The following is an 18,901-nucleotide window of genomic DNA, read 5'->3' as shown; positions in this document are numbered from 1 at the left end:
ATCTCTATCGATGCGGAATTTATTACAATCGCCGGAACACTCGCTCGGCCGCCGCCAAGGTGGCGGTGAGGGTATCATCGTCGTGAACGGCGGAAACGAAGCCGGCTTCGAAAGCCGAAGGCGCCAGATACACCCCCTCTTCCAGCATTCCGTGAAAGAATCGTTTGAAGGTGGCCAGATCGCAAGCCATCACCTCATCGAAGCAGCTCACTTCTTCCGCAGCGGTGAAAAACAGGCCGAACATGCTGCCGACTTGATTGGTGCGAAGACGGATGCCGTGAGCCTCGGCCCGCTCTTTCAGACCTTGCGTCAAGGCCTCGGTCTTTTCGGCCAGCCGATCGTAGAAGCCGGATTCCGAAAGCAGCTCCACCGTTTTGAGCCCGGCCGCCATCGCCACCGGATTGCCGGATAGGGTTCCGGCCTGATAGACCGGCCCGGTCGGAGCCAGATGCTCCATGATTTCGCGCCGTCCCCCGAAGGCACCCACCGGCATCCCACCTCCGATAATCTTACCCAACGTGGTCAAATCGGGGTGGACGTCATAAAGCGCCTGAGCGCCGCCAAAGGCCACCCGAAACCCGGTCATCACCTCGTCGAAGATGAGCACGCTGGCATAGCGGGTACAAACTTCGCGCAAGGTTTGCAGAAAACCCGGTTGAGGCGGAATGCAGTTCATGTTTCCGGCCACCGGCTCGACGATGACGCACGCGATCTTGCTCCCCAACTGCTGGAACAACTCCCGAACCGCGTCGCTATCGTTGAAGGGCAAGGTCAGGGTGTGCTCCGCCAAACCGGCCGGCACGCCCGGGGAACTAGGGACGCCCAGAGTCAACGCGCCGGAACCGGCTTTGACCAACAAGCTGTCGGCATGTCCGTGGTAGCAGCCTTCGAACTTGACGATTTTTTCCCGTCCGGTGAAGCCCCGCGCCAGACGAATGGCGCTCATGGTCGCCTCGGTCCCCGAATTGACCATCCGGACCGTATCCATGGAAGGGACTCGCTCGCACAGCGCGCGCGCCATCTGCACCTCGATCTCGGTGGGCGCGCCGAAACTGAGGCCTTTTTCCGCCACCGCCATGACCGTCGCCAACACTTCCGGATGGGCATGGCCCAGGATCATCGGCCCCCAGGAGCCCACGTAATCGATATAGCGCCGCCCCTCCACATCGTACATGTAAGATCCCTTGGCGCGGTCGATAAACAAAGGCGTCCCGTCCACGCCCTTGAATGCGCGCACCGGGGAATTGACGCCGCCGGGAATATACTGCTGGGCCACATCGAACAATTGCCGGGAAGATTTCATCGCATCACCTCCGTGGTCAAAAAAAGACGCCGTCCAAGGGCGAGGAAGCCGAAGCGTAACGCCGCCGGGGCATTCTTCCGGCGAGATAGGCCTTGCGCCCGGCCTCCACCCCCAGTTTCATGGCTTCGGCCATTCGAATCGGGTGGCGGGCTTCGGCGATGGCGGTATTCATCAAAACCCCGTCGCACCCCAACTCCATCGCCACGGACGCGTCCGAAGCGGTGCCCACGCCGGCATCCACCAGCACCGGCACGGAAGCGTTCTCCACGATGGTGCGGATATTGTAGGGATTGCGCACCCCCAGGCCGGAACCGATCGGCGCCGCCAGAGGCATCACCGCGATGCAGCCGAGCTCCTCCAGTTTGCGGGCGACGATCGGGTCGTCGTTGGTGTAGACCATCACCTCGAAACCGTCGCCGACCAGAATTTTGGCCGCCTCCAGCGTGCCGACCACATCCGGATACAGGGTTTTCTCGTCGCCCAGCACTTCCAGCTTGACCAGCTTGTGTCCCCCCAGCAATTCGCGCGCCAGGTGGCAGGTGCGGACCGCGTCCTCCACGGTGTAGCAGCCGGCGGTGTTGGGCAGAAGGCAATACTTCTCGGGCGGCACTACGTCTAGCAAGTTGGGTTCGTCGGCGTGCTGGCCGATGTTGGTGCGGCGAATGGCCACGGTCACGATTTCCGCGCCGCTGGCTTCGATGGCCGCGCGGGTTTCGGCCAAATCCTTGTACTTTCCCGTTCCCACCAACAAGCGGGAATGAAACCGCCGTCCGGCGATGGACAAAGGATCCTCCTCGCCGCGCCCCTCTCCACCGCCGATGGCGCGGACGATTTCGATCCGGTCGCCGTCCCGGAGCGGGGCCTCGGCGTAACGCCCGTAAGGCACGATGCGCCGGTTCAATTCCACCGCGATCCGCTGCTCCGCCATGCCCAGGCCCCTCACCAAATCGGCGAGGGTATCGCCCTGAGCCGCTCGGCGAGTCTCGCCGTTGACGATAACTTCCAAGGTCCGATCTTCCGTCATAGCTACGCTCATGCCATCACCGATCCGAATTGCCGCGGCGTTTCCGCACCGCCTGGGCCAACATTTCCAGAACTCTTTCGCTGTCTCCCCACCCCAGGCACGCATCGGTGATGCTCTTGCCGTATTCCAAGGGTTGGCCGGGCTTCAGATCCTGACGTCCTTCCTTCAAGTGGCTTTCCACCATCACGCCGATGATACGCTCGTCGCCGGCGTTGATTTGTTGACTCACGTCTTCGGCCACCAACATTTGCCGCTTGAACTGCTTGAAGCTGTTGCCGTGACTGAAATCGATCATCAGCCGCCCCGGCAGGCCCGCTTGTTCCAGGGTCTCGGCGGCTTGATTGACGCTTTCCGCATCGTAATTGGGACGCCGTCCGCCCCGCAGAATCAGATGGCAATCCTCGTTGCCGCGGGTCGCGAAAATCGCCGAGTGGCCCGCCTTGGTCAACGATAGGAAATGATGGGGACGCTGGGCCGAAGCGATGGCGTCCACCGCCACCTGAACGGTACCGTCGGTGGCGTTTTTGAACCCCACCGGACAAGACAAGCCGGAAGCCAGTTCTCTATGCACCTGACTTTCAGTGGTCCGGGCTCCGATGGCCCCCCAGGAAATCAAGTCGGAAACGTATTGCGGGGTGATCAGATCCAGATATTCGGTCGCCGCCGGCAAGCCCATTTCGTTGATGTCCGAAAGCAGCTTGCGGGCGACTCTAAGCCCCTTGTTGATGTTGAAGCTTTCGTCCAAGCCGGGATCGTTGATCAGTCCTTTCCAACCCACCCGAGTACGGGGTTTCTCGAAATACACCCGCATGACGATGACCAGGTCCTCGGCCAAGGACTCCTTCCACTTCACCAAGCGGGAAGCGTAGTCGCGGGCCGCATCCGGATCGTGGATCGAACAGGGCCCCATGATCACCAACAAACGCTTGTCATCGCCGTTGAGTATGTTATGAATCGTCTGACGCGCTTCGAAAGTGGAACGCGACGCTCGATCGGTCAAAGGCAATTCGTCGTGCAGCTGCTGGGGCGGACTGACTTCCTGGATTTCCTGAATTCTCAAATTATCGGTACGGTAACGGTTGGACATAGCCAGAACACCTTAACAATTGGATGGTCAGCAAAAGAAATTGACTTATTTTACACCGCGAAGGGGGTTCGGATCAGCGGTTTTCCATTAAAATGGGCCAGGCCGCGCGCAGATAGTTGATCATCGACCACAGGGTCATGAAGGCTGCCAGAACGAGAAATCCGTAACCCAAGGGCTGCAAAACCTCGGTCCACCAATCCACCGCGAACAACAGCAAAGTGATCGCGCTCATCTGCAGCGTGGTCTTGGCTTTCCCCAGCCAGGAGACTTCCACTTTTCTGCGCTGGCCGATTTCGGCCATCCATTCCCGCAGCGAAGCGATGGTAATCTCGCGGCCGATAATGATCACCGCCGCCAGCGCCAGCCAGGGCTCCGGGTCGTTCTGGACCAAAAGCACCAGCGCCACCGCCACCATCAACTTGTCCGCCACCGGATCCAGGAAGGCGCCGAAAGCCGTGGACTGGTTCAATTTGCGCGCCAGATAGCCGTCCAACCAATCGGTCAGGGAGGCCAAAAGAAACACCAGCGCGCACATGACGCGCGCGCCCGGCCAGGGCAGATAAAACAGACCGATCAACACCGGAATCAGTGCGATGCGGAGTAAGGTCAGCCAAGTAGCGATATTCAATGCAGAGGTACTCAAGCGTTTTGCTCGTGTAAAGTTTCGTAGATTTTCCGCGCCATCCGACGACTGATGCCATCCACCGAACTCAAGGCGTCCACGCTGGCTTTTTTAATCGCCTGAAGTCCGCCGAATTGCTGTAGCAGACGCTGCCGGCGGCGCGGCCCCAGGCCGGCGATGGTTTCCAAGACCGATTGGCGCTTGGCCCGGCCGCGGCTTTGCCGATGCCCCGCCACGGCGAAGCGATGGGCTTCGTCGCGAAGATGGCGAATCAGCAGCAGGCCCGCATGTTCTCCCGGATGCAGCCACGCGTCCCGCCACGCCAGATAGAGATCCTCATCCCCGTCCCGCCGCTCGGGTCCCTTGGCGACCCCCACGAGGGGAATTCCCGTCACCTCCAGTTCCATCAACACCTCGGCAACCCCCCTGACCTGCCCCTTGCCGCCGTCGATCAAGAGCAAATCGGGCAAGCGCCGCCCTTCCTTGCGGAGACGTTGGTAGCGGCGTCGAACCGCCTGGGCCAAGGCGGCATAGTCGTCGCCCGGCGTGACATCGCGGATATTGAAACGTCGATACGCGGATTTGACCGGCCCTTCGCGATCGAACACCACACAGGAGGCGACCGTCTGGTCCCCCCGGATATGGCTGATATCGAAGCATTCCAAGCGTTCGGGAGGCGTGTTCAGCCCCAACAACTGATTGAGCGCGGCCAAGCGGGCCCCGGCGTCCTGCTGTTTGGCCAAGCGCAAGGAGAGCGCAGTCTCCGCATTGGCCCGGGCCATTTCCAGCCATTCGCGGCGTTGTCCCCGGGGCCGATGAATCAAATGGACGCCGCGTCCGGATTGCCGGCTCAACATGTCGGCCAACAATTCCCCCGCCGAGTTTTGCGAATCCGGATCCTCGGGATCGTGATTGAGAAGGATCTCGGGGGGGATCGGTTTTTCCAGATAATACTGACCGAGAAAGGCGGTCAATATCCGGGCCGGGGCATGGGCTTCCACCTGGGCCGGAAAATAGGTCTTATCTCCCAGGTAACGACCGCCCCTAAACCAAGCCACCTGCACACACGCCACCCCGCCCTTCACGGCGATGGCGATCACATCCAGGTCGCCCCGCTCGCCCGCCACGCATTGGGTTTCCAGGATCTCGCGGAGGGTCGCGATCTGATCCCGGTAGCGCGCCGCCTGTTCGAATTCAAGCCGCTCGGCGGCACGTTCCATGCGCCGGACCCAATCGGCCACCACCTGGTCGCCCTCTCCCGCCAAAAAACGCAGGATATCGGCCACGTCCTGGCGATAGCGGACCTGATCCACGTAGCCCACACAGGGGGCGGTGCAGCGCTTGATCTGATACTGCAGACAAGGCCGGCTGCGGTGGTTGTAATAGCTGTCCCGGCACTGGCGGACCGGAAACACTTTCTGGAGCAGCTTCAGGGTGCGACGCACCGCGCCGGCGCTGGGATACGGCCCGAAATAGCGTCCCGGCAGCTTGCGCGCGCCCCGATGAAAAGTCACCCGCGGAAAGGGGTGCTCGGTGGAGACGTAAATGTACGGATAGCTCTTGTCGTCCTTGAGGCAGATGTTATAGCGCGGCTGATAGCGCTTGACCAACTGGCTTTCCAAAAGCAGCGCTTCGCCCTCGGTCCGGGTGACGGTCACCTCGATCCGTTGCAGTTTGGAGAGCATCGCCCGCTGCTTGGGCCCTGCCCCGCCCCGGAAATAGCTGGAGACCCGGTGCTTGAGATTGGCGGCCTTGCCGATGTATATGGGGTTGCCATCGGCACCCAGCATCTTGTAGACCCCGGGAAGGGTGGTCAAGGTCTTCAAAAACGTCTCGATATCGAAGGCCGGCGCGCTGCTCATTGAATTCCTCAAGCGCTTGCGGCCTCGCCGGTCAACATGTTTCTCAGGACCGTCTGCAAAATACCGCCGTTCCGGTAATATTCCAATTCCGCCGCGCTATTCAAGCGCACATCCGCCGGAAAGGAGATTTTCGTCCCGTCGTCGGCCTCGGCGGTCACCGTCAGTTCCGCGCCCACCGCCAGGGTCTCGTCCGCCGGGATCCGATAACGCTCGCGACCGGTCAGCCCCAAGCTCCTCGCACTGTCGCCCGGTTTGAAGGTCAACGGAAGAATCCCCATTCCCACCAAATTGCTGCGGTGAATGCGCTCGAAGCTCTCGGCGATCACCGCCTTGACGCCCAACAACCGCGGTCCCTTGGCGGCCCAATCGCGGGAACTGCCCATGCCGTAATCCTTGCCGGCGAGCACGATCAGCGGCACCTCTTCCGCTTGATAACGCATGGCGGCGTCGAAAATCCAGGTTTCCTCGCCCCCGGGGAAATGGATCGTCACGCCGCCTTCCTTACCCGGCACCAACAAGTTCTTGAGACGGATATTGGCGAAAGTGCCGCGCATCATGACCTCGTGATTGCCGCGCCGGGCGCCGAAGGTATTGAAATCCTTCTCGCCCACTCCCTTGGAGCGCAGGTATTCGGCCGCCGGTCCTTCCGGAATCACGCCCGCGGGCGAAATGTGGTCGGTGGTCACCGAATCCCCCATCATGGCCAACACGCGCGCGCCCTCGATGGGTTGAATGGGCTCGGGCTGCGGCTGCATTTTCTGGAAGAAAGGCGGTTCCTGAATATAGGTGGACTCGGGCGGCCAGTCGTAAAGGACGCTGGCCGGCACCTGAATGGCGTTCCATTCGGGATTGAAATCGTCCAGATGCGTATAGACCCGGTTGAATTTTTCCGGATCGGAGGCCGTCTTGAGGACCGCCTCCAATTCTTCCCGAGTGGGCCAAATATCGCGCAAATAGACCGGTCGGCCTTCCTTGTCGGTACCCAGGGGCTCGCGGGTCAGATCGATGTCCACGGTGCCGGCCAGGGCGTAGGCCACCACCAGAGGGGGCGAGGCCAAATAGTTGGCCCGGGTCAAAGGATGCACCCGCCCTTCGAAATTGCGGTTGCCGGACAACACCGCGGCCGCCACCAAGCGCCCCGACTGGATGCCCTTGGCGACCGCCTCGGGCAACGGCCCGCTGTTGCCGATGCAGGTGGTGCAACCGTAACCGACCGTATAGAAACCGATTGCTTCCAGATACGGCAATAGACCGGATTCTTGCAAGTAATCGGTCACCACCCGCGATCCCGGCGCCAGGCTGGTCTTGACGGACACCGACGGTTTAAGACCTTTTTCCGCCGCCTTTTTCGCCACCAAGCCGGCGCTCAGCATCACCGAGGGATTACTGGTATTGGTGCAACTGGTGATCGCGGCGATCACCACCGAGCCGTGCTTCAGTTCGGCCTTCCGTCCGTCGACCGACACCGATACGGCGGCGTCCTTCTCCGCCGGCGGGACCCCGAATCCGGCCTCCGAGGCCGGCCGGGTCAAAGCCTGCCGGAAGGCGTCGCGAAGCGCCCCCACCGCCACCCGGTCCTGGGGCCGCCGAGGACCGGCCAGACTGGGTTCGACAGTGCTCAAATCGAGCCGCAGAACCTCGCTGAAACGGGGCGCCGGGGTGTCGTCGGTGCGGAACAGCCCTTGGGCTTTGTAGTAGGTTTCGATCAGCTCGACCCGATCCTGCGGACGACCGGTGGCGCGCATGTATTCCAGTACCGCCGCATCCACCGGGAAAAAGCCCACGGTGGCGCCGTATTCGGGCGCCATATTGGCCACCGTGGCCCGATCCGGCACGCTGATGGTGCTCAGCCCCGGCCCGAAAAATTCCACGAATTTTCCCACCACCCCGTGCGCGCGCAGCATTTCCGTGATACGAAGCACCAGATCGGTGGCGGTCGCTCCCTCGGGAAGCGCTCCGGTGAGTTCGAAGCCGATGACCTCCGGCGGCAGCATGTAGAGCGGTTGCCCCAGCATGCCGGCCTCCGCTTCGATGCCGCCGACCCCCCAGCCCAGGATGCCCAGGCCGTTGATCATGGTGGTATGGGAATCGGTTCCCACCAGGCTGTCCGGGTAGACGATACCGTCCTGGCAAAACACCCCCCGCGCCAGATATTCCAAATTGACCTGATGCACGATTCCGACCCCGGGCGGCACGACTTTGAACGACTCGAAGGCCTGTTGTCCCCACTTCAGGAACTGATACCGCTCCAAGTTGCGTTCGAACTCCAAGGCCATATTCTGCTTGAGCGCCTCCGGAGATCCGAATGCATCCACCTGAATGGAATGGTCCACCACCAAATCCGCCGGAATCAGGGGCTCCACCTGCGCCGGTTGTTTTCCCAGACGCTGGACCGCCTGGCGCATCGCCGCCAAATCGACCAGCGCCGGCACGCCGGTGAAATCCTGGAGCAAAACCCGCGCCGGCATGAAGGGAACTTCGGCCCGGTTGTCGCCGGTCGGATTCCAGCCGGCAAGGGCGGCCACGTCCTGTTCCCGGATCAGTTTGCCGTCGCAATGACGCAAAATCGACTCCAACAGGACCTTGATGGTGAAAGGCAAGGCGGTGACCTCTCCCAGATTTTCCGCCTCCAGCCGCGCCAAGTTGAAATAACCAAGCTTACCCGCCGCCGTATTCAACTCGGCCCGACTGCCGAAAGGATCGAAATCATGCATCCAAACAACTCCATGCTCGATTGAATTGAAAAGTTCAGTAAATCTTCACCAATGCCCGCAATATATCCACCCGGCTGATCAAGCCCACCAAACGGTCATCGTCCAAGACCAGGAAATGGCGCAGCTTGCTTTTCTGAAACCGCTCGGCCACTTCGATGACGCTGGTATCGGGAGCGACGGTTTCCACGTCGGCATTCATGTATTCGCCGACCTTGCCCGCCATCTCTTCGTGATAGGCGGCGTCCAATGCCACGTGCAGGCAATCGCCTTCCGAAAAGGTACCCTTGAGCCGGCCGTTTTCGTCCAGCACCGGGGCGCCGGTGATTTTGTGTTTGAGCAATTGACGAATCGCCTCGAAGACTTCCGTCTCCGGCGTGAAAGTCACCAAATTGGTCGCCATGTACTCGCGTACGCTGATATCCCGCAACATAGGGTTACCCTCCCGCAAAAATATTTTTTCTAATTTTCCTCCGCGGGACTTATCCCGGCGGAGCTGGCCGCGCGGCTCGGATTCGCGTTCGACGGTTTTGCCCCCTCCCTAGCCCTCCCCCCGCCGGGGGGAGGGTTGGGTGGGGGGACAACCCTTCATCACAGCCTTTCTTACCTTGCGCACACAAACACTCACTACCTCCGACACCGCCGCAACTGCCCTTGATGGCCGGCCGACCGAACATCACACCGATCGACATGATACCCACGATCACGAGAATGACGGCAAAAGTTACGAGAAAAACGGTCATGTTGCACCTCCACCCGTCTGCTTGATAAACGCCGATGTGGCCTTTTCGCTGAAGCCTTCCTTTTCTTTGACGATAAACAAGGCGGAAAGTCCCGCCTCTTCCGCCCGGGCGAATCCCTCCCGGGGACCCAGTACCGTCAATGCGGTCGCCAACGCGTCGGCCTGCATTGTAGTATGACTCAACACGGTGACGGATGCCAGACGGTGCCTGATCGGCCTGCCGCTGCGGGGGTCGATGGTATGGGAGAAACGCTCGCCGTCGACCTCGAAATAATTGCGGTAGTCGCCGGAGGTGGCCATGGCGGTATCGGTTAATGTCAGCAATTTTTCCACTTGGCGTACTTGGGGTACCGGCTTCTCGAGCGCAATCCGCCACGCGCCCCCGCGGGGACTGTCGCCTTTCAGACGCACCTCGCCGCCGACCTCGACCAGATAATCTTCGATCCCCAAGGCTTCCAAATGTTCGGCCATAAGATCCACGGCGAAGCCCTTGGCGATCGCCGAAAGATCCACATACAACTGGGGCTCGCGTTTTTTCAACGCCGGCGGATCGAGCCGGACTTCCAGCCTGTCGTAACCGATTCGAGCCTTCAGCGTTTCAATCGCTGCATCGGATGGCGTCTCCGTGATGTCGGGATCGGGACCGAAACCCCACAGATTGACCAAAGGACCGACCGTCACATCGAAAGCCCCCCCGCTCCATCGACTGATTTCCAGGGACGCCGCCACCACCCTCGCCAAATCTTCCGAAACCGGCTGCCAATTGTCGGCGATGCTTCGATTGAAGCGGGATAGTTCGGAATCCTCGCGATAGGTGGACATTTGTCGATCCACCGTTTCCAGCAGATCTTCCAGCTCGTTTTTGAGGCCGTCCGGTTCGATTCCCGGCGGCAAGCGAGTGGCCTTGACCGAAAAACTCGTCCCCAGGGCAAGGCCATCGTGTTCGAATTGAGCCTTCGACGTCTCCCGCTCGCAACCGACCCCAAACAAAACGAGGAGCACCAAGGCTCCTCGCAAGGCGAAGGAAAGGACGGAAGGATTAACCGCCGAAATCGTCCAGCATGATATTTTCCCGCTCGACACCGAGATCCTCCAGCATTTTGATCATCGCGGCGTTCATCACCGGGGGACCGCACAAATAGTACTCGCAGTCTTCCGGCGCGGGATGATCCTTCAGATAGTTTTCGTACAATACCTCGTGGATGAAGCCCGTATAGCCGCTCCAGTTGTCTTCCGGTTTCGGTTCCGACAAGGCCAGATACCAGTTGAAGTTGTCGTTCTCGGCCTGGAGCTTGTCGAAATGATCGATATAGAACGCCTCGCGCAAACTCCGGGCGCCGTACCAGAAGGTCATCTTGCGATTCGTTTTGATCCGCATCAGTTGGTCGAAGATGTGGGAGCGCATCGGCGCCATCCCCGCGCCGCCGCCGACAAAGACCATCTCGTTGTCGGTCTCGCGGGCGAAGAACTCGCCGAACGGCCCCGAAATGGTCACTTTGTCGCCGGGCTTGAGATTGAAAATGTAGGACGACATTTGCCCCGGCGGAACATTCATGCCCGGAGGCGGGGTGGCCACTCGCACGTTGAGCATCACAATGCCCTGTTCCTCCGGATAGTTGGCCATGGAATAGGCCCGCACCACCGGCTCGCCCACCTTCGACTCGAACTTCCAAAGATCGTATTTGTCCCAATCCTCGCGGAATTCTTCCTCAATGTCGAAATCGGAATATTTCACGAGGTGGGGAGGACATTCGATCTGAATGTAGCCCCCGGCGCGGAAATCCAGGGTTTCCCCTTCCGGCAGCTCCAGCACCAACTCCTTGATGAAGGTGGCCACGTTATGATTGGAGCGTACCGTGCATTCCCATTGCTTGACCCCGAAGACGTCCTCCGGCACTTCGATCTTCAGAGGCTGCTTGACGGTCAATTGACAGGACAGGCGCTCGCCTTCCCGGGCCTCGCGCTTGGTGATGTGGCCAGCCTCGGTCGGCAGCAGTTCGCCGCCGCCTTCCAGCACTTTCACCTTGCATTGGCCGCAGGTTCCCCCGCCCCCGCAGGCCGAGGAGACGAACAAATGATTGTTGGCCAAGGCCATCAACAACTTGGACCCCACCGGTGCGTGGATGGTCTTCTCGTCGTTGATGACCACGTCCACCTCTCCTTGAGGCACCAAATGGGATTTGGCCCATAGAATCACCATCACCAAAGCGATGACGATGAGCGTGAAAAATAAAACCCCTAAAATGATCTCCAACATGTTTAAACCTTGTTATTAGAGCTGAATTCCGGAAAACGCCATAAACCCGAGCGACATCAGTCCCGCGGTGATGAAAGTGATGCCCAGCCCTTGCAAACCGGCCGGAATATCACTGTACTTGAGCTTTTCCCGGATTCCCGCCAAGGCGGTAATCGCCAACGCCCAGCCCAGACCGCTGCCCACGCCGTACACCGCGCTCTCGGACAGATTGTAGTCGCGCTCGATCATGAACAGACTGCCGCCGAGAATGGCGCAATTGACGGTGATCAAGGGCAGAAAAATACCCAGGGCGTTGAACAGCGCCGGAAAGAAGCGGTCCAGGGTCATTTCCAAGATTTGGACGATGGCCGCGATCACCCCGATACTGGCCAGGTAAACCAGAAAACTCAGATTCACATCCGGCAGCCCCGCCCAACTCAGGGCGCCCTCCTGGAGCAGGTAGGCATGGATCAAATGGTTGGCCGGAACGGTCAGGGTCTGCACCACGATCACCGCGATCCCGAGCCCGATGGCGGTGCTGATCTTCTTGGAGACGGCCAGAAACGTGCACATCCCCAGAAAGAACGCCAAGGCCAGGTTTTCGATGAAAACCGATTTGACGAACAGACTGATCAACGCTTCCATTACGCCACCTCCCCGTGGGCCGGCATGATTTTATAATCCGGCGCTTCCACTTGCTTCGGCTTCCAGGAACGAATGCCCCAGATCATCAAACCGATGATGAAGAAGGCGCTGGGCGGCAACAGCATGAGGCCGTTGGGCTCGTACCAGCCGCCGTTCTGGATCAGCGGCAGCACCTCCACGCCGAACAGGCTGCCGGAACCCAGCAATTCGCGAAAGAACGCCACGAACATCAAGATCAAGCTATAGCCCAAGCCGTTGCCCAGGCCGTCGAAGAAGCTGGTCACGGGCGGGTTCTGCATGGCGAAGGCCTCCGCCCGCCCCATGACGATGCAGTTGGTGATAATCAGACCCACGAACACCGACAATTGCTTGCTGATATCGTAAGCCACCGCCTTCAGGACCTGATCCACCACAATCACCAAGGAAGCGATGATGGTCATCTGAACGATGATCCGGATGCTCGACGGAATGTGATTGCGAATCAAGGCGATCGCGGTATTGGAGCTGGCCACCACCGAGGTCAGGGCGATGCACATGATCAACGCGGTGGTCATCTGCGAGGTGACCGCCAGCGCCGAGCAGATCCCCAGGACCTGCAGGGTGATCGGATTATTGTCGACCAGGGGGTCGAGCAAAACCGGCTTGACCTTTTGAAAATCGAATTCTTCTTCGGTTTCCAGGATTTCTTCACTCATGACATCTCTCCTCTATTGCCCGCACAGCTTGTCGAGAAAGGGCTTGTAACCGTCTTCGCCGAGCCAGAAACGAATCAAGTTGGTCACCCCATTACTGGTCAGGGTGGCGCCCGCCAGGCCGTCCACCATATATTCGGAGCCCGGTCGGTCGGCACTCACCGATCCCTTGATCAGGCGCAACACCGGCGTCCCCGACTCGTCGTAAACCTGCTTGCCTTTCCAGATGGCGCGCCAATCGGGATTGACCACTTCGCCTCCCAAGCCCGGGGTTTCACCTTGATCATAAAAGTTGATCCCGATCACGGTATTGCAGTCCGGTTCGAGGGCCAAAAAACCGTACATGGTGGACCACAAACCGTAACCGGATACCGGTAGGACAATCGCCTGCAGCTCACCGTTCTCGTCGTTCAGAAAATAAACGGTGGCATATTTGGGCAGGCGCTTGATCTGGGCAATATCCTTGTCCCGCGGCAAGGGTTCGCTCAATTGGGGATCCTTGACCGCCTTGCGCATATCGTAGCTGCTCGGATCGACGTCTTCGGCGGTTTCGCCGGTCTCGAGATCCACCACTTGCACTTCAAACCGCTCGAAGGCGTCATCCACATCCATGCCTTCCTTCCATAGGTCGACCACTTCGAGGATATTGCGCTTCATATCGGCCGCTTTGTTGCTTTCCTGCAAAGGCTTCAAAACCACCGCGGCGAACGAAACCACCACCGCGCACACCAAGCACAACCAGAACGCCACCGATAGGGTTTTCTCGAAGCTGTCGTTGGGCAGGGAACGGATTTTTTCGGCATAGATCCTGGCTTTTTCCCGCCAGACCTGCCATGCGCCGGGTTGTTGAACCGTCGAGTTGGTATTCTCAGACATTGCGTTTGACCCTTCTTCTGATATTCGCTTGAACCACAAAATAGTCGATGAGCGGCGCAAAGATATTGGCGAAAAGAATCGCCAGCATCATCCCTTCCGGGAAGGCCGGGTTCACCACTCGGATCAGGACGGTCATCACCCCGATGAGGATGCCGAAGATCCAGCGTCCGGTATCGGTCATCGCGGCGCTGACCGGATCGGTGGCCATGAAAACCAAGCCGAAGGCCAGTCCTCCCAGGCTCAGGTGCCAGTACCAAGGCAGGCCGAACATGGGGTTGGTTTCACTGCCGATGAGATTGAACATGACCGAAGTGGCGATGACGCCGATCAGCACCCCGGCCATGATTCGGTAATTGGCAACCTTCGTGTAAATCAGGAAAGCCGCCCCGAGCACGATCGCCACCACCGACGTTTCCCCGAGAGACCCGGGCATGAAGCCGAAAAAGGTCTGCCCCCAGGAATAGCCGGCTTCCTGGACGGCCTGCAAACCGCCGGTGGCGGCCAGACCCAACGGCGTCGCCGCGCTATAACCATCCACCGCGGTCCAAACCGTATCCCCCGACATGAAGGCGGGATAAGCGAAGAACAAAAACGCCCGACCGGTCAACGCGGGGTTGAGGAAGTTCTTGCCGGTGCCGCCGAAAATTTCCTTGCCCAGCACCACCCCGAAGCTGATACCCAAGGCAACCATCCACAAGGGAATTGCCGGGGGGCAGATCAGCGCAAACAAAATGGAAGTGACGAAGAAGCCTTCGTTGATGTCGTGCTTGCGCACCACCGCAAACAGCACTTCCCAGACCCCCCCGGCCACGAAGGTGACGATATAGACGGGGAAGAAATACAAGGCCCCGTGCATCAAGCACGACAGGGGGTTGGAGGGATTGTAGCCGAACCAATCCATGATCGGTCCGCGCCAATTGTCGATCGTCTCCAGTCCCAGGGACTGCATCGCCTGGTTGGCTTGGTAGCCGGTGTTGTAAAGGGCGATGAAAATGGCCGGAAAGGTCGCCAGCCAGACGTATACCATCACCCGCTTCAGGTCGACGGCATCGCGTATGTGAACCGGATTCTGGGTGGCATCGGCCGGCGAATACATGAATGTATCCACCATTTCATAGAGTGGATACAGTTTTTCGTAACGCCCCCCCTTGGCGAATAAAGGATGAATCTTGTCTAAGAACGCTCTGACCTTGGACATCAGCCTTCCTTTTCAATTTGGGTTAAATTTCTTCTTAGGACCGGGCCGAAATTGTGCTTACCGGGATCCACGAAGGTGCACAGCGCCAGATCCTCTTCGTCCAATTCCAGGCAGCCCAAGTCCTGGGCGGCGTCGGTATCTCCCACCACCAGCGCCCGCAAGAGCTGGGTCGGCAGAATGTCGAGCGGCATCACTTGTTCATACACCCCGATGGGCACGATCGCCCGGGGACTCCCGAACAAGGCGGTGGTCAGTTCGTAGGACTGAGGCTTCTGGCGCTGGAGCGGAAACACTTTCATAAAGGAAAACTTGTGATTCCCGCCCTTCATCTCGATCCAGCCGAGCAGCTCGCGATCCCGGTATTCCGAAAGGACCGTTACCTGGTTGTGATACTGCCCCAGAAAAGCCGACCAGTCTTTCGCCTTGCGGCCGTTGAGCACCGAACCGGAAACGATGCGGCAAGACCCTTCGACCTCGATTTCCCCGCGCAAGAGATCATCGGTATTGGCGCCCGCCCGGGTCCGCAGCAAACGCGGCCGTTTCACGGACGGACCGCCCAGGGCGACGACTTTTTCCAGATTCAAGCGGCCGCTGGTAAACAAGGCGCCGATGGCCAGAACGGACTGATAATCCAGATACCAAACCGTCTTGTGAAGACTGACCGGATCCAGGAAATGGATATGGGTGCCGGGCAGTCCGGCGGGGTGGGGACCTTCGAAATCGGCCAATTCGACCTTGCCGGGCAGAGTGCCGGGAAATCCCTCGCTTCTTGCCGATCGGCACACGTACACCTTGCCCGGTGTCAGATGAGCGATCACCTCCAAGCCGTGGCGAAAATCATCCGATCGTTCGCCCAGCACCACCGTCGGATCGGCGGCCAGGGGGTTGGTGTCGATGGCGGTCACGAAAATGGAATGCGGCTCGTAATCGGGCGTCGGCACCTTGCCGTAGGGACGGGTGCGAAAACGGGTCCAGAGACCGGATTCGAGCAAATTTTCCTTCACTTGCGCGGCGGTCAAATCCGTCAGCGCCTGCGGAGAATATTGAGCAAAGGTTTCCTCCTCGCCGCCGTCCAGGTCGATCACCACCGACTGGAGCGCCCTGCGCGCACCGCGATTGATCGCCCTGACCGTTCCGCAACCGGGGGAAGTAAATTGGATCTCGGGATGCTTCTTGTCGATGAACAACGCCTGCCCCAGCTTGACGCGGTCACCTTCCTGAACCTGAAGCGAGGGCCGAAGCCCGGGAAAATCTCGGCCGATCACGGCCACCGACTTGACCTCGCCCCCATCCTCGTAGATCTTCTGTTCAGGCTCACCCGCGATAGGCAAGTCCAATCCCTTTTTGATTTTTATCAGCATAAGATTTAAAGCCCGCTTGGAAGATGGATGGTTTATGGCAAAAAGCAAACCCGTACGCCGCGCCGGCCTACGGGCCACAAACTCTTTTTATTACAGCACAATTTTCGTGGCCGAACAACGCGGGGCCGGGCTTTCGAGAGACGGGCAAAAAAAGAGCGGGGCGATTGCACCCGCTCAAACCCTTCCCAGAGGATAAATGGCTGAAATGTCCGAAACCAACGGTAACTAAGGAGGTTTAGGGAATAGGCTAGCAGTTTGGCAAAGGTCGATTTTGATCTGGATCAAACTTGCCCGCTCGCCCCCATTACGCTTGCAGGAAACGATCCATTTCATTATATTGGCTCAATTCGACGGACCTTGAGAGGGTCAAGGACGCATTATCCGATGCCACAACTTTCCATCATCCTGCCGGCGAAGAACGAAGCGGACGGCTTACGCCGCCTGATCCCCCAATTGAAACGGCTCCACCCGAATGCCGAAATTCTGATCGTCAACGACGGCTCCACCGACGCCACCGAAGCGGTCTGCCGGGAACACGGCGCCCGGGTGATCAACCATCCCTACAGCATGGGCAATGGCGCGGCGATCAAATCCGGCGCCCGCAACGCCCGCGGCGATATCCTGGTCTTCATGGATGCCGACGGTCAGCACGATCCGGCAGACATTCCTCACTTGCTGGACAAGTTGGACGAAGGGTACAAAATGGTGGTCGGCGCCCGTCACGCCCGCACCCATGCCTCGTTGACCCGGCGCTTCGCCAACCACTGGTACAACCACCTGGCCTCCTTCATGACCGGCTATCAAATCGAGGATCTCACCTCCGGCTTTCGCGCCGCCGATGCCGAATGTTTCCGCAAGTTTCTTTACCTGCTGCCCAACGGCTTCTCCTACCCCACCACCAGCACGATGGCTTTCTTCCGGGCCGGCTTCCCGGTCACCTATGTCCCCATTCACGCCGGCAAACGCGACAAGGACAGCAAGAGCCATATCAAAATTGTTCGCGACGGCATCCGCTTTTTCGTCATCATCCTCAAGATCGGCGCCCTGTTCTCCCCCATGCGCCTGTTTCTCCCGGTCAGCGCCTTCACCTTCGCTACCGGTTTGGGTTATTACGCCTACACTTATTTCTTTTGGGGACGATTGACCAACATGTCGGTGGTCATGTTTCTGGGGGCGCTTTTCATTTTCCTGATGGGGATCATCTCGGAACAAATCTCATCGCTGCATTACCGCTATCACGAATGACGCTTGTTCCGAAAACCGCATCATGAGAGTCCTTTGGCTGACTTCCAGCTATCCGCGCTTCGAGCACGACAGCGCCTCCATTTTCCTGCAGCATCTCGCACATTCCCTACAGTCACAAGGTGTCGATCTCCACATTCTGGCACCGGATGACTTCACCATCGCCCCGAAAGCGTCATCCATTCCCCTGCACCTATTCCGTTATTTCGCGCCCCGGTCTCAACAAAAACTGGCCTATGGTTCCGGCATTCTTCCCAACTTGAAACGACAGCCTCTCTTGTACGGCCAGATTCCTTTTTTTCTTCTCGGCATGGCGACCGGATTGTGGCGCCAGTGTAAAATGCTCAAGCCCGATCTCATTCACGCCCATTGGATCATCCCGCAGGGAACGGTCGCCGCCGCGATAGGAGACCTACTCACCATTCCCGTCATCGTGACCGCCCACGGCGGAGACGCCTTTGCCCTGAAAAGCCCCTTTCTCAACCGGATCAAAGCTTGGACCGTTGATAACGCCGCCGCCTGGACCTGCAACACACTGCCTACCGCACAAGCCATTCAAACCCGTCCTGCTCTGCCGCCGGCCCGCATCATTCCCATGGGCGTGGATTACCACACCTTCGCCCACGCTTCCTCCGATGCGCTTATCCGAGAAAAAGCGGACAACCGAATCATTCTTTTCGTCGGCCGGTTGGTAGAGAAAAAAGGCGTCGGCGATTTGATCGAGGCTTTCGGAGCACTGGATCGAGCGGTCCAGGAGAAAACCCACTTATGGATCGTCGGAGACGGTAGCGAAAAAACCCGCCTGCAAAACCAGGTAGACCGACTCGGCCTCGGCAGCCGGATACGTTTTTGGGGAAAAATGCCTCACCACCGCTTACCCACTTTTTATGCGACGGCCGACCTTTTCGTCGCGCCCTCGGTCACCGACCGGCAAGGCGATACCGAGGGTCAAGGCGTGGTCTTCCTTGAGGCCATGGCCAGCGCCACCCCGGTGATTGCCACCCATACCGGCGGTATCGGCGAGATCGTCGAACATGGAAGAACAGGGATATTGGTGGAACCCGGGCAACCGTCGGCACTCAAATCGGCCATTACCCACTTGTTAATCGACGACCCGCTCCGCGAACAACTGGCCGCCGCAGGACAAATCAAAGCCCGCGATTACGATTGGCGCCGAATCGGGGCGGCATTCTCCTGTCTTTACTCAGAAACGATCGCATCCCACCGATAGGTTTCGCTCAATTGATGCGCCTACTATCGCTGGTATACTTTTAGTCGGTAATTGTCCAGTCAAGCCATG

General features: G+C 59.2%; 16 protein-coding genes. 2 read left to right on the top strand and 14 right to left on the bottom strand.

Annotated features, from left to right (window positions below; genetic code table 11):
• Positions 1–22: 22 nt before the first annotated feature.
• The 14 genes from hemL to H035_RS0107675 all read right to left on the bottom strand — a co-directional run bounded on the left by hemL (position 23) and on the right by H035_RS0107675 (position 16,359).
• The gene (gene hemL, locus H035_RS0107740) at positions 23–1,303 is read right to left on the bottom strand and encodes a glutamate-1-semialdehyde 2,1-aminomutase (RefSeq protein WP_022948419.1); all 1,281 of its coding nucleotides are present in this window, start codon (positions 1,301–1,303) and stop codon (positions 23–25) included.
• A 16-nt stretch (positions 1,304–1,319) separates the two neighbouring features.
• Positions 1,320–2,309, bottom strand: coding sequence for a sulfur carrier protein ThiS (gene thiS / locus H035_RS0107735; protein WP_026596387.1), 990 nt, complete (start codon positions 2,307–2,309; stop codon positions 1,320–1,322).
• A gap of 34 nt (positions 2,310–2,343) precedes the next feature.
• Positions 2,344–3,414 carry a 3-deoxy-7-phosphoheptulonate synthase AroG gene (gene aroG / locus H035_RS0107730; RefSeq protein WP_022948417.1) on the bottom strand — a complete coding sequence of 357 codons (1,071 nt, stop codon included), beginning with the start codon at positions 3,412–3,414 and terminating at the stop codon, positions 2,344–2,346.
• A 73-nt stretch (positions 3,415–3,487) separates the two neighbouring features.
• The gene (pgsA, locus tag H035_RS0107725; RefSeq protein ID WP_235044556.1) at positions 3,488–4,057 is read right to left on the bottom strand and encodes a CDP-diacylglycerol--glycerol-3-phosphate 3-phosphatidyltransferase; all 570 of its coding nucleotides are present in this window, start codon (positions 4,055–4,057) and stop codon (positions 3,488–3,490) included.
• Positions 4,054–5,898, bottom strand: coding sequence for an excinuclease ABC subunit UvrC (gene uvrC / locus H035_RS0107720; RefSeq protein WP_022948415.1), 1,845 nt, complete (start codon positions 5,896–5,898; stop codon positions 4,054–4,056). The genes pgsA and uvrC overlap by 4 nt, the downstream gene beginning before the upstream one ends.
• Positions 5,899–5,906: 8 nt before the next feature.
• Entirely contained in the window at positions 5,907–8,612 is a 2,706-nt protein-coding gene (acnA, locus tag H035_RS0107715) for an aconitate hydratase AcnA (protein WP_022948414.1), read from the bottom strand.
• A gap of 34 nt (positions 8,613–8,646) precedes the next feature.
• Positions 8,647–9,042 (bottom strand): CBS domain-containing protein, encoded by a 396-nt coding sequence (locus tag H035_RS0107710; protein ID WP_022948413.1) that lies wholly within the window; start codon positions 9,040–9,042, stop codon positions 8,647–8,649.
• A 306-nt stretch (positions 9,043–9,348) separates the two neighbouring features.
• On the bottom strand, positions 9,349–10,353 hold the full coding sequence (locus tag H035_RS0107705) for an FAD:protein FMN transferase (protein WP_152485988.1): 1,005 nt from the start codon (positions 10,351–10,353) through the stop codon (positions 9,349–9,351).
• A 37-nt stretch (positions 10,354–10,390) separates the two neighbouring features.
• Positions 10,391–11,608: an NADH:ubiquinone reductase (Na(+)-transporting) subunit F gene (gene nqrF / locus H035_RS0107700; protein ID WP_022948411.1), complete on the bottom strand. Its 1,218-nt coding sequence runs from the start codon at positions 11,606–11,608 to the stop codon at positions 10,391–10,393.
• A 15-nt stretch (positions 11,609–11,623) separates the two neighbouring features.
• A complete protein-coding gene (gene nqrE / locus H035_RS0107695; protein ID WP_022948410.1) occupies positions 11,624–12,232 on the bottom strand; it encodes an NADH:ubiquinone reductase (Na(+)-transporting) subunit E in 609 nt (202 codons plus the stop codon).
• The gene (locus H035_RS0107690; RefSeq protein WP_022948409.1) at positions 12,232–12,927 is read right to left on the bottom strand and encodes an NADH:ubiquinone reductase (Na(+)-transporting) subunit D; all 696 of its coding nucleotides are present in this window, start codon (positions 12,925–12,927) and stop codon (positions 12,232–12,234) included. Before H035_RS0107690 ends, nqrE begins: the two co-directional genes overlap by 1 nt.
• 12 nt (positions 12,928–12,939) lie before the next feature.
• Positions 12,940–13,800 carry a Na(+)-translocating NADH-quinone reductase subunit C gene (locus H035_RS0107685; protein WP_022948408.1) on the bottom strand — a complete coding sequence of 287 codons (861 nt, stop codon included), beginning with the start codon at positions 13,798–13,800 and terminating at the stop codon, positions 12,940–12,942.
• Entirely contained in the window at positions 13,793–14,998 is a 1,206-nt protein-coding gene (locus H035_RS0107680) for an NADH:ubiquinone reductase (Na(+)-transporting) subunit B (protein ID WP_022948407.1), read from the bottom strand. The genes H035_RS0107685 and H035_RS0107680 overlap by 8 nt, the downstream gene beginning before the upstream one ends.
• Positions 14,998–16,359: a Na(+)-translocating NADH-quinone reductase subunit A gene (locus H035_RS0107675; protein ID WP_022948406.1), complete on the bottom strand. Its 1,362-nt coding sequence runs from the start codon at positions 16,357–16,359 to the stop codon at positions 14,998–15,000. The genes H035_RS0107680 and H035_RS0107675 overlap by 1 nt, the downstream gene beginning before the upstream one ends.
• 384 nt (positions 16,360–16,743) lie before the next feature.
• Between H035_RS0107675 and H035_RS0107670 the strand changes: the two genes are divergently transcribed.
• Together H035_RS0107670 and H035_RS0107665 are read left to right on the top strand one after the other, a co-directional pair.
• On the top strand, positions 16,744–17,604 hold the full coding sequence (locus tag H035_RS0107670; RefSeq protein ID WP_022948405.1) for a glycosyltransferase family 2 protein: 861 nt from the start codon (positions 16,744–16,746) through the stop codon (positions 17,602–17,604).
• A 22-nt stretch (positions 17,605–17,626) separates the two neighbouring features.
• Positions 17,627–18,832 carry a glycosyltransferase gene (locus H035_RS0107665; protein ID WP_022948404.1) on the top strand — a complete coding sequence of 402 codons (1,206 nt, stop codon included), beginning with the start codon at positions 17,627–17,629 and terminating at the stop codon, positions 18,830–18,832.
• Positions 18,833–18,901: the final 69 nt, after the last annotated feature.

It is taken from the genome of Methylohalobius crimeensis 10Ki, assembly GCF_000421465.1.
Classification (GTDB): Bacteria; Pseudomonadota; Gammaproteobacteria; order Methylococcales; family Methylothermaceae; genus Methylohalobius; species Methylohalobius crimeensis.
Note: the sequence above shows the minus strand (reverse complement) of the source record. Positions and strands in the feature narration are given on the sequence as shown.

Coding starts and splice junctions, on each gene's coding strand:
- aroG (WP_022948417.1), bottom strand. CDS start 3,414: ATGTCCAACCGTTACCGTACCGATAATTTGAGAATTCAGGAAATCCAG.
- H035_RS0107690 (WP_022948409.1), bottom strand. CDS start 12,927: ATGAGTGAAGAAATCCTGGAAACCGAAGAAGAATTCGATTTTCAAAAG.
- acnA (WP_022948414.1), bottom strand. CDS start 8,612: ATGCATGATTTCGATCCTTTCGGCAGTCGGGCCGAGTTGAATACGGCG.
- H035_RS0107685 (WP_022948408.1), bottom strand. CDS start 13,800: ATGTCTGAGAATACCAACTCGACGGTTCAACAACCCGGCGCATGGCAG.
- H035_RS0107710 (WP_022948413.1), bottom strand. CDS start 9,042: ATGTTGCGGGATATCAGCGTACGCGAGTACATGGCGACCAATTTGGTG.
- H035_RS0107675 (WP_022948406.1), bottom strand. CDS start 16,359: ATGCTGATAAAAATCAAAAAGGGATTGGACTTGCCTATCGCGGGTGAG.
- uvrC (WP_022948415.1), bottom strand. CDS start 5,898: ATGAGCAGCGCGCCGGCCTTCGATATCGAGACGTTTTTGAAGACCTTG.
- hemL (WP_022948419.1), bottom strand. CDS start 1,303: ATGAAATCTTCCCGGCAATTGTTCGATGTGGCCCAGCAGTATATTCCC.
- nqrE (WP_022948410.1), bottom strand. CDS start 12,232: ATGGAAGCGTTGATCAGTCTGTTCGTCAAATCGGTTTTCATCGAAAAC.
- nqrF (WP_022948411.1), bottom strand. CDS start 11,608: ATGTTGGAGATCATTTTAGGGGTTTTATTTTTCACGCTCATCGTCATC.
- H035_RS0107680 (WP_022948407.1), bottom strand. CDS start 14,998: ATGTCCAAGGTCAGAGCGTTCTTAGACAAGATTCATCCTTTATTCGCC.
- H035_RS0107665 (WP_022948404.1), top strand. CDS start 17,627: ATGAGAGTCCTTTGGCTGACTTCCAGCTATCCGCGCTTCGAGCACGAC.
- H035_RS0107670 (WP_022948405.1), top strand. CDS start 16,744: ATGCCACAACTTTCCATCATCCTGCCGGCGAAGAACGAAGCGGACGGC.